The following is a 14,046-nucleotide window of genomic DNA, read 5'->3' as shown; positions in this document are numbered from 1 at the left end:
TCTTAAAGAGGCTGGGTGTGGGTGGCGGTGATGGCACCAAAATCATTAATAGCCGACCAGCTTACGCCCCCGGAGGCGGACACAGGCCATTCCCGGGTTTCCCCTGGACCGATCATGCCCGGCTGCTCAATTTTATGCCCGCCAACGGTCAGACGATAAAAAGAGACGTAGTATGGCGTCGGGTTAGCGGCCTTAAGCCCTTTTCCCGTTCGCGAAAACGTTATTTTCTGCCAGGCCGTGGCGGCGTCCCCTTTCAGGTTGTCCGGGCGGTAGAATATTTTAAATTTCGATTTGACGTTTACCTGTAATTCGTTGCTGCTCTCTTTTGGCTTTGGCGCTATCGCTTTAATATCGAGCCAGAATACAGATTCACGATCTGTGGGCAGCGGAGCGCCGGTATATTGAATACGCAGCGTGTTGGTCTGCTCCGGATCAAGTCTGAACAGAGGTGGTGTGACAATAAATGGCGCAGCGTTATTTTTATCCGGCCCATCGCCTTCAACCCACGACTGAATAAGATAGGGAACCGCACTTTCCATATTAGAAACAGAAAATGCCACCTCCTTGCTGTTTTGCGGGTATACGATCCGTGTTCCCCCCATTACAACGCCAGCGGAAACTGACGCAGAACTAACCATTAATGCAGTGAGCATAATATACGATAAACGTTTCATCATTATTATCTCTGGAGGTGGCTGACAGTGAAATCAGTTATAAACCATCAGGAAGTTGGATACGGCGTTAACATCGCCGGCGTTGATTTCCGTGCCATCTTTGTCAAGTGCGGCATAGAAAGTTAATTCAGCATTGCCTTGATCATCCGGTGCGGTTGTTTCAGATACCGTACCCGGTTTAATCGCGGTGCTGCGATCGCTGTTATAAAGCTTCACGCCGACACCCGTCGCCATACCTTCACCCGGCGTAACCTGAAGCAGTGTGTCATTCACCGTATCTTTGGTTCCGTCAAACAGTACCGCAACCGATTCAACCGTCTCCGGGCAGTTTTCCACGTTGATTTTGAACTCGCGCGGCGTCGTTTCGTTGTGATCGTCAAAGTAGCTTTTTGCCCACGCCCCAAGGTCTACCGTTTTGTTTTTAGAGGCCGGAGTAATATCACAGGAAATAAGGGTAATCTTCCCGGTAAAATTGATCACCCCGCCCGTACTTTGCGAACCCGCACCGGTATCCAGAGAAGCATTAACGCCAGAATCACTGCTTGCCAGTACTGATTGAGAAGATAACAGCAGCCCCGCCGCGGCAATCGCCAGCGCCACATTTTTGATTTTCATTTGGAACACTTTCCCCTCTGTAAATTAAACAGATATAGACTTGTTGTACCATGTACAATAACCGCTATAAGGATTTAAAAACGCCACCGAAAGGTTTTTAGCAGAATGGGTGACGCGACCTTATAGAATAAAGCAGGGTCCATCCCATGGTGATAATCCGTATATTTTCAGAAGGCCATACACAGATATCCTTCAACTGAGGAATGACTTCTGGCCGAAAATAACACTGAATACGTTGTGGTTAGTAATAAATTTAAAATCTTCTGTTACGTTGCTTCTGAATAAATAGTAAATCAAATGCCTTTTAACGTCTACGCATTGAAAAGCACTATGCCGCGTCTGTAAACACTCAGAAATTAACACTCAACTAACAAATTTAACCCGTTTCGATTGCCATAATAATTATTAATCTGCTTTTAATACCGCAACTAAATTACAAGAGAGTTAACTGATCATTGTTTGATCAATTTATTTCAGAATATTATTAGCCAAAAAATGTCTGTTCAGCGCAAAATTCTTACCCTTTATCCTGAAAAACCGCAATTGAACAGGATATTTCCTTATCGATCATCAATTGATCGTTTGTAATACACTGTTAAAATCTATATGTGAAATTTACCTTAATTAAAATTTTTTGCTACAGCTTAGATTTCGCATTTTTAACCAAAAAAAATTTTTATTTATAGGAAATATATCACTCTGCTCACACATATACAGCTTCTCAAAAACACAAATAAAACAAACAAACCTCATTAAATTCACGAAACATTATCACCTCTCCTTTTTATATAACCTCTTTTACGCGCCGTATCTGCTTAAAAGGCGAATGTAAGGCTCTCCACCTGACCACCGCTCCCAACGCACACGGTGATTTGATTTTGCGGGTTTGGTCCTACCAATCACGTACAAAGCTATCCATCGTTCACAATTTCGATGCTCCACTTCACAAAACAATTGCTGAATAGCAACACTTGGTTAACCATTTGTTGTCATTAACCCTACATCACAATATTGGAAGGACCACTTTTACACTAAGTGTGACGCAGAGATGAGCAGAGACTCACCCGACGAACACCTGTGTGGTCCTCAGGAGACCTGCATGAGCCTCTGGCAACAAAACTACGATCCGGCCGGAAATATCTGGCTGTCGAGCCTGATCGCATCGCTACCGATACTGTTTTTCTTCTTTGCGCTGATTAAGCTCAAGCTGAAGGGCTACCTTGCCGCAACGTACACCGTTGCCATCGCCCTGCTTGTGGCGCTGTTTTTCTACAAAATGCCGGTCGATCGCGCGCTGGCCTCCGTCGTCTATGGCTTCTTCTACGGCCTGTGGCCGATTGCGTGGATCATCATCGCCGCCGTCTTTGTCTACAAAATCTCGGTCAAAACCGGGCAGTTCGACATTATTCGCTCGTCGATTCTCTCCATCACGCCGGACCAGCGTTTGCAGATGCTGATCGTCGGCTTCTCCTTCGGAGCATTTCTGGAAGGGGCGGCAGGATTCGGCGCACCGGTGGCCATCACCGCCGCCCTGCTGGTCGGTCTGGGCTTTAACCCGCTGTATGCCGCTGGCCTGTGCCTGATTGTGAATACCGCCCCGGTGGCGTTTGGCGCGATGGGCATTCCTATTCTGGTGGCGGGCCAGGTGACCGGGCTGGACAGCTTCGAGATCGGCCAGATGGTGGGCCGCCAGCTGCCGTTCCTGACCATTATCGTGCTGTTCTGGATCATGGCGATTATGGACGGCTGGCGCGGCGTGAAGGAGACCTGGCCTGCGGTGATGGTAGCGGGCGGTTCGTTCGCCATTGCCCAGTATCTCAGCTCCAACTTCCTCGGCCCGGAACTGCCGGACATCATCTCTTCCCTGGTGTCGCTGGTCTGTCTGACGCTGTTCCTGAAACGCTGGCAGCCGGTACGTATCTTCCGCTTTGCTGACATGGGCGCATCACACGTGGATCAGACGCTGGCGCGCACCGGCTATACCGCCGGACAGATTGTACGCGCATGGTCACCGTTCCTGTTCCTGACCGCCACCGTGACGCTGTGGAGCATTCCGCCGTTTAAGGCCCTGTTCGCCCCGGGCGGCGCGCTGTACGACATGGTGATTAATATCTCCGTGCCGTTCCTCGACAAGATGGTCGCTCGTATGCCGCCGGTGGTACACGACGCCACGCCGTATGCGGCAGTGTTTAAGTTCGACTGGTTCTCAGCCACCGGCACGGCGATCCTGTTTGCCGCTATCCTTTCCGTAGTGTGGCTGCGCATGAAGCCTGCCGCCGCGGTGCAGACCTTTGCGGCGACGATTAAAGAGCTGATGCTGCCGATTTACTCCATCGGCATGGTGCTGGCGTTCGCGTTTATTTCGAACTACTCCGGCCTGTCGTCGACGCTGGCGTTAGCGCTGGCGCATACCGGCCACGCGTTTACCTTCTTCTCGCCGTTCCTCGGCTGGCTGGGGGTGTTCCTGACCGGTTCAGATACGTCATCTAACGCCCTGTTTGCCGCCCTACAGGCCACAGCCGCGCAGCAGATTGGCGTCTCGGACGTGCTGCTCGTCGCCGCGAACACCACCGGCGGCGTGACCGGGAAGATGATCTCACCGCAGTCCATCGCCATTGCCTGTGCCGCGGTGGGGCTGGTAGGCAAAGAGTCGGATCTGTTCCGCTTTACCGTTAAACACAGCCTGATATTTACCTGCATGGTGGGCGTGATCACCACATTGCAGGCCTATGTCTTAACCTGGATGATTCCATGATAGTGATGCCCAGACGCCTGTCCGACGAGATTGCCACTCGCGTACGGGCGCTGATAGAAGAACAACAGCTGGAAGCGGGCATGAGATTGCCCGCCGAGCGTCAGCTTGCCGCCCAGCTTGGCGTGTCGCGCAATTCACTGCGCGAGGCGCTGGCGACGCTGGTCAGCGAAGGGGTGCTGCTGAGCCGTCGAGGCGGCGGCACCTTCGTGCGCTGGCAGCATGACGACTGGTCCGAACAAAACATCGTGCAGCCGCTTAAGACGCTGATGGAAAACGACCCGGACTACAGCTTTGACATCCTCGAAGCGCGCCACGCCATCGAAACCAGCACCGCGTGGCATGCGGCGATGCGGGCAACCGAGGCCGACAAAGAGAAGCTCAAAGCCTGCTTTGAGGCCACGCAAAGCAGCGATCCGGACATCGCCTCCCAGGCGGACGTGCGTTTTCACCTCGCGATTGCCGAGGCCTCGCACAACGTGGTTCTGCTGCAAACCATGCGCGGGTTCTTCGACCTGCTGCAATCCTCCGTGAAGCAGAGCCGCCAGCGCATGTATCTGGTGCCGCCGGTATTTGCCCAACTGACCGAACAGCACGAGGCGGTGCTCAACGCCATTCTGGCCGGTGATGCCGAGGCCGCGCGCAAGGCGATGATGGCGCATCTCGGCTTCGTGCATACCACCATTAAACGATTCGATGAAGATCAGGCCCGACAGGCGCGTATTACCCGTCTGCCTGGCGAGAGTGATATTTCCAGGGAGAACAAAGCATGATTATTTCCGCAGCCAGTGACTATCGCGCCGCGGCACAGCGCATTTTGCCGCCATTCCTGTTCCACTACATTGACGGCGGGGCGTACGCCGAATATACCCTGCGCCGCAACGTGGAGGACCTGTCGGAAGTGGCCCTGCGCCAGCGCGTGCTGAAGAATATGTCTGACCTGAGCCTTGAGACGAAGCTGTTTAACGAGACGCTCTCCATGCCGGTAGCGCTCGCACCTGTCGGTTTATGTGGCATGTATGCCCGCCGGGGTGAAGTGCAGGCCGCCGCCGCAGCAGATGCCAAAGGCATTCCGTTTACCCTTTCCACCGTGTCCGTCTGCCCGATTGAAGAGGTCGCGCCGACCATCAAGCGCCCGATGTGGTTCCAGCTGTACGTCCTGCGCGATCGCGGCTTTATGCGTAACGCGCTGGAGCGCGCCAAAGCGGCAGGCTGCTCAACGCTGGTCTTTACCGTCGATATGCCGACGCCCGGCGCACGCTACCGTGATGCGCACTCCGGCATGAGCGGTCCGAACGCCGCGATGCGCCGCTACTGGCAGGCGGTGACGCACCCGCAGTGGGCGTGGGATGTCGGCGTGAATGGCCGTCCGCACGATCTGGGCAATATTTCGGCCTACCTGGGTAAACCGACCGGGCTGGAAGATTACATCGGCTGGCTGGCGAACAACTTCGATCCATCCATCTCCTGGAAAGACCTGGAGTGGATCCGCGAATTCTGGGACGGCCCGATGGTGATCAAAGGGATCCTCGATCCGGAAGATGCCCGCGACGCGGTGCGTTTTGGCGCCGATGGGATCGTGGTCTCTAACCATGGTGGCCGCCAGCTTGACGGGGTGCTCTCCTCCGCCCGCGCCCTGCCAGCCATTGCCGATGCGGTGAAAGGCGATATTGCGATTCTGGCCGACAGCGGCATCCGTAACGGGCTGGACGTGGTGCGCATGATTGCCCTGGGCGCAGACAGTGTGCTGCTGGGCCGTGCTTACCTGTACGCGCTGGCCACCAGCGGCCAGGCGGGCGTGGCGAATCTGCTGAACCTGATCGAGAAAGAGATGAAGGTGGCGATGACCCTGACCGGTGCGAAAACAATCGGTGAAATCAGCAAAGACTCTCTGGTGCAGGAGCTCAGTAAGCTGCCTGCGGCGCTGGCCCCCCTTTCTCAGGGAAACGCGGCCTGATCTCCCCCGGTTAGCCTCCCCTTCTTCCGCGCCCGGCTTTACCCTCGGGCGCTTTTTTTGTTGAAAATAACACCTGCGTAACATTTTGGATAAGAAAATTTGACACAATCCGCCCTCCGCAATTGTATAGACAAGCAAATACAAGAACACAAAAACAACATCACATCGGAGGGGAACGTATGACGTATTCAGGTCGGGTGGATATTCAGCAGGTGATCGATGAGAGTCCTTTTTCAGGGTTTCACTGGCTTCTTATTGTGCTGGGCTTTCTGGTGCTGGCGATCGATGGTTTCGATACCGCCGCGATGGGTTACATTGCGCCTACGCTGTCGGCGGAGTGGGGAATACATAAACAGGATCTGGGGCCGGTGTTGAGTGCGGCGCTACTGGGGCTGTCGCTGGGAGCTCTTATTGCAGGTCCGGTATCGGACCGTATGGGACGCAAGCGCGTACTGGTCTTTTCATGCCTGTTCTTCGGCCTGGCGAGCCTGGGCACGGCCTGGGCGCAAAGTCTGAATACCCTGACGCTGTGGCGATTTCTGACCGGTCTCGGGCTGGGCGCCGCGATGCCTAACGCCATCACGCTGATCTCAGAGTTTGCCCCCCAGCGCTGCCGCGCCATGGCAATTAACACCATGTACTGCGGCTTTCCGCTGGGTGCGGCGGGCGGCGGGGCGATCTCGTCCTGGCTTATCCCTCACCATGGCTGGCGAAGCGTGCTGCTGACCGGCGCGATTGCGCCGCTGATTTTAACGGTGCTGCTGGCGCTGCTGTTGCCGGAGTCGGTGAAGTTTCTGGTGCAGCGCGGGAAAGACGTCGCGCAGGTTCGCCGCATCGCCAGCCGGTTCGCCCGCAGCACGCTGGATAGCGTCACAGGCTTTTTCCTGGCGGAGGAGAAGGTCGCGTCGAAAAAAGGCAGCGTGTCGCAGCTGTTTTCCATGCCCTGGCTGCCCGGCACCCTGATGCTGTGGGTCACCTACTTTATGGGACTGGTGATTTATTACGTCCTGCTGAGCTGGATGCCAACGCTGATGCAGGGGATGGGGTATGCGCTGGCGGAATCCGCCTGGCTCACCTCGCTGTTCACCTTCGGCGGCACCGCTGGCATTCTGCTCGCGGGCTGGATGATGGACCGCTGGGAAGCGCACAAGGTGGTCGCGTGTGGTTTCGTGCTGACGATGGGCCTGATTCTTTTACTCGGCATTGAGCATAATCATATCGCCCTGTTTGGCGGGTTAATCTTCCTGATGGGGATCGCGATGAACGGCGCGCAGTCGGGGATGCAGACCCTGGCCGCCACCTTTTACCCTACCGAGTGCCGTGCGACGGGTATCGCCTGGATGCAGGGGATCGGCCGCTTCGGCGGCGTGGCGGGCACCATGACCAGCGCCCAGCTTCTCTCCTTGCAGTGGCAGGCGGACAGTATTTTGATGATCCTCAGCGTGCCTGCTCTCGTGGCCGCGGCGGCAACCGTCTACAAAATGCAGTATAGCCGCTCGCAGGAGCCGGGCGTCGCCTAGTCCCTCTCTTTTCTGCTATTCTGCCCCCCGCAATTAAGGGGGCAGCATGCTTAACATCGTCTTATTCGAACCAGAAATCCCACCCAATACCGGCAATATCATCCGCCTGTGCGCCAACACCGGTTTTCGTCTGCACATCATTGAGCCGATGGGCTTTACGTGGGACGACAAACGTCTGCGCCGCGCGGGGCTGGACTACCATGAGTTTACTGCCGTCGTTCGTCATCACGATTACGCCGCGTTTCTGGACGCAGAGAAGCCGCAGCGCATGTTCGCCCTGACCACCAAAGGCACGCCAGCGCACAGTGCCGTAAGCTATCAGGACGGGGATTATCTGATGTTTGGTCCGGAAACCCGCGGCCTGCCGGCCACCATTCTGGATGCCCTGCCCGCTGAGCAAAAAATTCGTATTCCGATGATGCCGGACAGCCGCAGCATGAACCTGTCGAATGCGGTGTCGGTGGTGGTGTATGAGGCGTGGCGCCAGCTGGGTTATCCCGGCGCGATACTGCGTAGCTAAAACAGTTCGGGTGGCTTGCGCCACCCGATTGTCTTTTTAGTCTGCTACTGCGATACGTTTCATATCGGTCATGTAGCCACGCAGTTTCTGGCCCACTTTCTCGATTTCGTGGCTGCGAATCGCTTCGTTTACGTCACGCAGCTGCGCGTTATCAACCGCACCTTCCGCAATCGCTTTACCCAGATCGCCTGCTTGCAGGGTAGTCATGAACTCTTTCAGCAGCGGTACGCAGGCGTAAGAGAACAGATAGTTACCGTACTCGGCGGTATCGGAGATCACCACGTTCATCTCATACAGACGCTTACGGGCGATGGTGTTTGCGATCAGCGGCAGCTCGTGCAGCGATTCGTAGTACGCAGATTCTTCAATGATGCCGGAATCCACCATGGTTTCGAACGCCAGCTCAACGCCCGCTTTCACCATCGCGATCATCAGTACGCCTTTATCGAAGTACTCCTGCTCGCTGATTTTACCCTCGAACTGTGGTGCCGTTTCGAACGCGGTTTTACCGGTCTCTTCGCGCCAGGTCAGCAGTTTCTTATCGTCATTCGCCCAGTCCGCCATCATGCCGGAAGAGAACTCGCCGGAGATGATGTCGTCCATGTGTTTCTGGAACAGCGGTGCCATGATGGTTTTCAGCTGTTCAGAGAGTGCGAACGCGCGCAGTTTTGCCGGATTGGACAGACGGTCCATCATCAGCGTAATACCGCCCTGCTTCAGCGCTTCGGTGATGGTTTCCCAGCCGAACTGAATCAGTTTTTCCGCGTATGCCGGGTCGGTGCCCTCTTCCACCAGCTTGTCGAAGCACAGCAGGGAGCCAGCCTGGAGCATGCCGCACAGAATGGTCTGCTCGCCCATCAGGTCAGATTTCACTTCCGCAACGAAGGAAGATTCCAGTACGCCCGCACGATGGCCGCCGGTGGCCGCTGCCCAGGCTTTGGCAATCGCCATGCCTTCGCCTTTCGGATCGTTTTCCGGGTGAACGGCGATCAGCGTCGGTACGCCGAAACCACGTTTGTACTCTTCGCGCACTTCGGTGCCCGGGCACTTCGGTGCCACCATCACTACGGTGATGTCTTTACGGATCTGCTCGCCCACTTCAACGATGTTGAAGCCGTGGGAGTAACCCAGCGCGGCGCCGTCTTTCATCAGCGGCTGTACGGAACGCACAACGTCTGAGTGCTGCTTGTCTGGCGTCAGGTTAACCACCAGGTCCGCCTGCGGGATCAGCTCTTCGTAGGTACCTACTTTGAAGCCGTTTTCGGTCGCTTTACGCCAGGAAGCGCGCTTCTCGGCAATCGCTTCTTTGCGCAGGGCGTAGGAGATATCCAGCCCGGAGTCACGCATGTTCAGACCCTGGTTCAGACCCTGTGCGCCACAGCCAACAATGACCACTTTTTTACCCTGAAGGTAGCTCGCGCCATCGGCAAATTCATCGCGCGCCATGAAGCGGCATTTGCCCAGCTGCGCCAGCTGCTGGCGCAAGTTCAGTGTATTAAAGTAGTTAGCCATGGGTGATACCTCGTGATGTTGTGTGTCTTATTGTTCGGTTCGCGTTTCAGCGAGAATGTACCCACATTACAACAGGAAATTTATTGCGGAAATTGATATATTCACAACGTCACATTGCAATTTATGCAATGTAAAAAGAGGGAGTGGAATCGGTGGATTTACGCGATCTGAAAATGTTCCTGCATCTGGCGGAAAGCCGTCACTTTGGCCGCAGCGCCCGGGCGATGCACGTCAGCCCTTCCACGCTGTCGCGCCAGATCCAGCGCCTTGAGGAAGACCTCGGCCAGCCGCTGTTCGTGCGCGATAACCGCACCGTCACCCTCACGGAAGCCGGTGAAGAGCTGCGCATCTTTGCCCAGCAAACCTTGTTGCAGTACCAGCAGCTGCGGCACACCATCGACCAGCAGGGGCCGTCGCTTTCCGGCGAGCTGCATATTTTCTGCTCCGTGACCGCCGCCTACAGCCATCTTCCCCCCATTCTCGACCGCTTCCGCGCGGAACATCCGTCGGTTGAAATTAAGCTCACCACCGGCGATGCCGCCGACGCGATGGAAAAAGTGGTCACGGGCGAAGCGGATCTCGCGATTGCCGGGAAGCCGGAAACCCTGCCGGGCGCGGTAGCGTTCTCAATGCTGGAGAATCTGGCGGTAGTACTGATTGCCCCGGCGCTGCCCTGCCCTGTGCGCAACCAGGTCTCGGTGGAGAAACCGGACTGGTCGACGGTGCCGTTTATCATGGCCGATCAGGGCCCGGTGCGTCGCCGCATAGAGCTGTGGTTCCGCCGTCAGAAAATCAGCAACCCGTCGATTTACGCCACCGTCAGCGGCCATGAGGCGATGGTGTCGATGGTGGCGCTGGGCTGCGGCGTGGCGCTGCTGCCGGAAGTGGTGCTGGACAACAGCCCGGAGCCGGTGCGCAATCGCGTGATGATTTTAGAGCGCAGCGACGAGAAAACGCCGTTTGAGCTTGGCGTGTGCGCACAAAAAAAGCGGCTGCATGAGCCGCTTATTGATGCGTTCTGGACGATATTGCCGAACCACTAAAGCCGGGTGGCGCTGCGCTTACCCGGCCTACTTGCCGCTCAACCCTTAGCCTGCCAGGAAGAAGCGGAACGCCGGGTTGTGGGTTTCATCGTGACACTCATAGCCCAGCTCGTTCAACCGCGTTTCGAAATCCGGCTCGTGCTCGCCCAGTTCAAACGCCGCCAGCACGCGGCCGTAGTCGGTACCGTGGCTGCGGTAGTGGAACAGGGAGATGTTCCAGTGCGTGCCCAGCGTGTGCAGGAACTTGAGCAACGCGCCCGGCGATTCCGGGAACTCAAAGCTGAACAGGCGTTCCCTGAGCGGCTTCGAAGGACGGCCGCCGACCATGTAACGCACGTGCAGCTTCGCCATCTCGTCGTCGGAGAGATCGACCACGCTATAGCCGCCCTCATGCAGCAGGTTGAGGATCTCTTTGCGCTCCTCCACGCCGCGGCTCAGACGCACGCCGACAAAAATGCAGGCGTCTTTGGCATCGGCAAAGCGGTAGTTAAACTCCGTCACCGAACGACCGCCCAGCAGCTGACAGAACTTCAGGAAGCTGCCCTTCTCTTCCGGAATGGTCACCGCCAGCAGCGCTTCACGCTGTTCGCCGAGCTCGCAACGCTCGGACACGTAGCGCAGGCCGTGGAAGTTCACGTTGGCACCGGAAAGCACGTGCGCCAGACGCTCGCCGCGAATGTTGTGCTGGGCGATGTATTTCTTCATCCCCGCCAGCGCCAGCGCGCCGGACGGTTCCGCCACCGCCCGAACGTCTTCGAACAGATCTTTCATCGCCGCGCAGATAGCGTCGCTGTCGACGGTGACGATATCGTCGAGATATTCCCGGCACAGGCGGAAGGTTTCGTCGCCAATGCGCTTCACCGCCACGCCCTCGGCAAACAGCCCGACGCGCGGCAGATCCACCGGATGTCCGGCGTCCAGCGCCGCCTTCAGGCAAGCGGAGTCTTCCGCTTCAACCGCAATCACTTTGATCTGCGGCATTAGCTGTTTGATCAGCACCGCCACACCAGCGGCTAAGCCACCGCCGCCCACCGGAACGAAAACGCGGTCGAGATGGGCATCCTGCTGCAACAGTTCCAGCGCCAGCGTACCCTGCCCGGCAATCACCATCGGGTGATCGAACGGCGGGACCCAGGTGAAGCCCTGCTGCTGCGCCAGCTCAATCGCTTTGGCTTTCGCTTCGTCAAAATTCGCGCCGTGGAGCAGCACTTCCCCGCCAAAACCGCGCACCGCGTCGACTTTGATATCCGCCGTGGCAACCGGCATCACGATCAGCGCTTTCAGCCCTAAACGGGCCGCGGAGAACGCCACGCCCTGCGCGTGGTTGCCCGCCGACGCGGTAATGACGCCGCGCGCTTTCTCCTCATCCGTCAGCCCGGCCATCATCGCGTAGGCGCCGCGCAGCTTGAAGCTGTGCACCGGCTGCCTGTCTTCGCGCTTCACCAGAATGACGTTGTCGAGGCGCGAGGAGAGTTTGTCCATTTTTTGCAGGGGCGTGACCTGCACGGCTTCATAGACCGGCGCGCGCAGCACCGCTCTCAGGTATTCCGCCCCCTCGGGGGCGGCGGATAAGGGTTGTGACTCGGCCATCATTAGCCCCCAAGTTTAGATTTATCGCGCACCGCGCCTTTATCTGCACTGGTGGCAAGACTCGCGTAGGCACGCAGGGCGAAGGAGACTTCGCGCTGGCGGTCTTTCGGCGTCCAGGCTTTGTCGCCGCGGGCTTCCTGCGCTTCACGACGGGCCGCAATCTCCTGGTCACTCAGCTTCAGCTGAATGCCGCGGTTCGGAATGTCGATTTCGATCAGGTCGCCATCTTCGATGATCGCGATATTGCCGCCGCTTGCCGCTTCCGGGGAGACGTGGCCAATGGAGAGGCCTGACGTGCCGCCAGAGAAACGACCGTCGGTGATCAGCGCGCAGGCTTTGCCGAGGCCCATCGATTTCAGGAAGGTAGTCGGGTAGAGCATCTCCTGCATGCCCGGACCGCCTTTCGGCCCTTCGTAGCGAATGACCACCACGTCGCCTTCCACCACTTTGCCACCGAGGATAGCGTCTACCGCCTCGTCCTGGCTTTCATACACTTTTGCCGGACCGGTGAATTTGAGAATGCTGTCGTCCACGCCTGCGGTTTTCACGATGCAGCCGTTTTCCGCAAAGTTACCGTACAGCACGGCCAGACCGCCGTCTTTGCTGTAGGCATGTTCCAGCGAGCGGATGCAGCCTTCGGCGCGATCGTCATCCAGCGTGTCCCAGCGGCAATCCTGCGAGAACGCCTGCGTGGTGCGAATACCTGCCGGACCGGCGCGGAACATCTTTTTCACCGCGTCGTCTTTGGTCAGCATCACGTCGTACTGGTCCAGCGACTCCGGCAGCGTCAGGCCGAGCACATTTTTCACGTTGCGGTTCAGCAGCCCTGCGCGATCCAGCTCGCCGAGGATACCGATGACACCACCAGCACGATGCACGTCTTCCATATGGTACTTCTGGGTACTCGGCGCGACTTTACACAGCTGCGGCACTTTGCGGGAGAGCTTGTCGATGTCGCTCATGGTGAAGTCGATTTCGGCTTCCTGCGCGGCGGCCAGCAGGTGCAGAACGGTGTTGGTGGAACCGCCCATGGCGATATCCAGCGTCATGGCGTTTTCGAACGCCGCTTTACTGGCGATGTTGCGCGGCAGCGCGCTGGCGTCGTCCTGCTCGTAGTAGCGTTTGGTCAGCTCAACGATGCGCTTGCCCGCGTTAAGGAACAGCTGCTTACGGTCGGCGTGGGTCGCCAGCAACGAGCCGTTACCCGGCTGAGAAAGGCCCAGCGCTTCGGTCAGGCAGTTCATGGAGTTGGCGGTGAACATCCCGGAACAGGAGCCGCAGGTCGGACACGCGGAGCGTTCCACCTGGTCGCTCTGCTCGTCAGAGACTTTCGGGTCCGCGCCCTGGATCATGGCATCGACCAGGTCGAGCTTGATGATTTTGTCGGAAAGCTTGGTTTTACCCGCTTCCATCGGGCCGCCGGAAACGAAGATCACCGGAATGTTCAGGCGCAGGGAGGCCATCAGCATCCCCGGGGTGATTTTGTCGCAGTTGGAGATACAGACCATCGCATCGGCGCAGTGGGCGTTAACCATGTACTCCACCGAGTCGGCGATCAGCTCGCGCGACGGCAGTGAATAGAGCATCCCCCCGTGGCCCATTGCGATACCGTCATCCACCGCAATGGTGTTGAACTCTTTCGCCACGCCGCCGGAGGCTTCGATTTGCTCGGCAACCAGCTTACCGAGATCGCGCAGGTGCACGTGGCCCGGCACAAACTGGGTGAAGGAGTTCACCACGGCGATAATTGGCTTGCCGAAATCGGCGTCGGTCATTCCGGTGGCGCGCCACAGTGCGCGGGCACCCGCCATATTACGGCCGTGGGTGGTGGTGGCTGAACGATACTTAGGCATGCTTTATTTA

General features: G+C 57.3%; 11 protein-coding genes. 6 read left to right on the top strand and 5 right to left on the bottom strand.

What is annotated here, in order from left to right; genetic code table 11:
- Window positions 1-2: 2 nt before the first annotated feature.
- Window positions 3-677: a fimbrial biogenesis chaperone gene (locus tag AC4OVS_RS22960; protein ID WP_022649767.1), complete on the bottom strand. Its 675-nt coding sequence runs from the start codon at window positions 675-677 to the stop codon at window positions 3-5.
- A gap of 30 nt (window positions 678-707) precedes the next feature.
- Entirely contained in the window at window positions 708-1,289 is a 582-nt protein-coding gene (locus tag AC4OVS_RS22955) for a fimbrial protein (RefSeq protein WP_032621994.1), read from the bottom strand.
- 1,099 nt (window positions 1,290-2,388) lie between these two features.
- Here AC4OVS_RS22955 and lldP point away from each other — a divergent pair.
- The 5 genes from lldP (at window position 2,389) to trmL (ending at window position 8,038) form a co-directional block, all read left to right on the top strand.
- Entirely contained in the window at window positions 2,389-4,044 is a 1,656-nt protein-coding gene (gene lldP / locus AC4OVS_RS22950) for an L-lactate permease (RefSeq protein WP_003860175.1), read from the top strand.
- Window positions 4,041-4,814, top strand: coding sequence for a transcriptional regulator LldR (gene lldR / locus AC4OVS_RS22945; protein ID WP_023298877.1), 774 nt, complete (start codon window positions 4,041-4,043; stop codon window positions 4,812-4,814). The genes lldP and lldR overlap by 4 nt, the downstream gene beginning before the upstream one ends.
- A complete protein-coding gene (gene lldD, locus AC4OVS_RS22940) occupies window positions 4,811-5,998 on the top strand; it encodes an FMN-dependent L-lactate dehydrogenase LldD (RefSeq protein ID WP_022649770.1) in 1,188 nt (395 codons plus the stop codon). Before lldR ends, lldD begins: the two co-directional genes overlap by 4 nt.
- Before the next feature lie 179 nt (window positions 5,999-6,177).
- Window positions 6,178-7,518, top strand: coding sequence for an MFS transporter (locus AC4OVS_RS22935; RefSeq protein ID WP_491922738.1), 1,341 nt, complete (start codon window positions 6,178-6,180; stop codon window positions 7,516-7,518).
- 46 nt (window positions 7,519-7,564) lie between these two features.
- Complete coding sequence (trmL, locus tag AC4OVS_RS22930; protein ID WP_022649772.1) at window positions 7,565-8,038, top strand: tRNA (uridine(34)/cytosine(34)/5-carboxymethylaminomethyluridine(34)-2'-O)-methyltransferase TrmL; 474 nt, start codon at window positions 7,565-7,567, stop codon at window positions 8,036-8,038.
- Window positions 8,039-8,074: 36 nt separating this feature from the next.
- Here trmL and ilvC read toward each other — a convergent pair whose 3' ends face one another.
- Window positions 8,075-9,550: a ketol-acid reductoisomerase gene (gene ilvC / locus AC4OVS_RS22925; RefSeq protein WP_022649773.1), complete on the bottom strand. Its 1,476-nt coding sequence runs from the start codon at window positions 9,548-9,550 to the stop codon at window positions 8,075-8,077.
- A 152-nt stretch (window positions 9,551-9,702) separates the two neighbouring features.
- Here ilvC and ilvY point away from each other — a divergent pair, with 152 nt between their 5' ends.
- Window positions 9,703-10,593, top strand: a complete 891-nt coding sequence (ilvY, locus tag AC4OVS_RS22920; RefSeq protein WP_199009129.1) for an HTH-type transcriptional activator IlvY — start codon at window positions 9,703-9,705, stop codon at window positions 10,591-10,593.
- A 45-nt stretch (window positions 10,594-10,638) separates the two neighbouring features.
- Here ilvY and ilvA read toward each other — a convergent pair whose 3' ends face one another.
- The gene (ilvA, locus tag AC4OVS_RS22915) at window positions 10,639-12,183 is read right to left on the bottom strand and encodes a threonine ammonia-lyase, biosynthetic (protein ID WP_491922769.1); all 1,545 of its coding nucleotides are present in this window, start codon (window positions 12,181-12,183) and stop codon (window positions 10,639-10,641) included.
- Window positions 12,184-12,185: 2 nt separating this feature from the next.
- Window positions 12,186-14,036: a dihydroxy-acid dehydratase gene (gene ilvD, locus AC4OVS_RS22910; protein WP_022649775.1), complete on the bottom strand. Its 1,851-nt coding sequence runs from the start codon at window positions 14,034-14,036 to the stop codon at window positions 12,186-12,188.
- Between the last annotated feature and the right edge of the window lie 10 nt (window positions 14,037-14,046).

This window comes from Enterobacter sp. 4974935, assembly GCF_058661735.1.
Note: the sequence above shows the minus strand (reverse complement) of the source record. Positions and strands in the feature narration are given on the sequence as shown.

Bases quoted from the DNA above. Each gene is read 5' to 3' on its own strand.
- AC4OVS_RS22960 (WP_022649767.1), bottom strand. From the start codon at position 677: ATGATGAAACGTTTATCGTATATTATGCTCACTGCATTAATGGTTAGT.
- AC4OVS_RS22955 (WP_032621994.1), bottom strand. From the start codon at position 1,289: ATGAAAATCAAAAATGTGGCGCTGGCGATTGCCGCGGCGGGGCTGCTG.
- lldP (WP_003860175.1), top strand. From the start codon at position 2,389: ATGAGCCTCTGGCAACAAAACTACGATCCGGCCGGAAATATCTGGCTG.
- lldR (WP_023298877.1), top strand. From the start codon at position 4,041: ATGATAGTGATGCCCAGACGCCTGTCCGACGAGATTGCCACTCGCGTA.
- lldD (WP_022649770.1), top strand. From the start codon at position 4,811: ATGATTATTTCCGCAGCCAGTGACTATCGCGCCGCGGCACAGCGCATT.
- AC4OVS_RS22935 (WP_491922738.1), top strand. From the start codon at position 6,178: ATGACGTATTCAGGTCGGGTGGATATTCAGCAGGTGATCGATGAGAGT.
- trmL (WP_022649772.1), top strand. From the start codon at position 7,565: ATGCTTAACATCGTCTTATTCGAACCAGAAATCCCACCCAATACCGGC.
- ilvC (WP_022649773.1), bottom strand. From the start codon at position 9,550: ATGGCTAACTACTTTAATACACTGAACTTGCGCCAGCAGCTGGCGCAG.
- ilvA (WP_491922769.1), bottom strand. From the start codon at position 12,183: ATGGCCGAGTCACAACCCTTATCCGCCGCCCCCGAGGGGGCGGAATAC.
- ilvD (WP_022649775.1), bottom strand. From the start codon at position 14,036: ATGCCTAAGTATCGTTCAGCCACCACCACCCACGGCCGTAATATGGCG.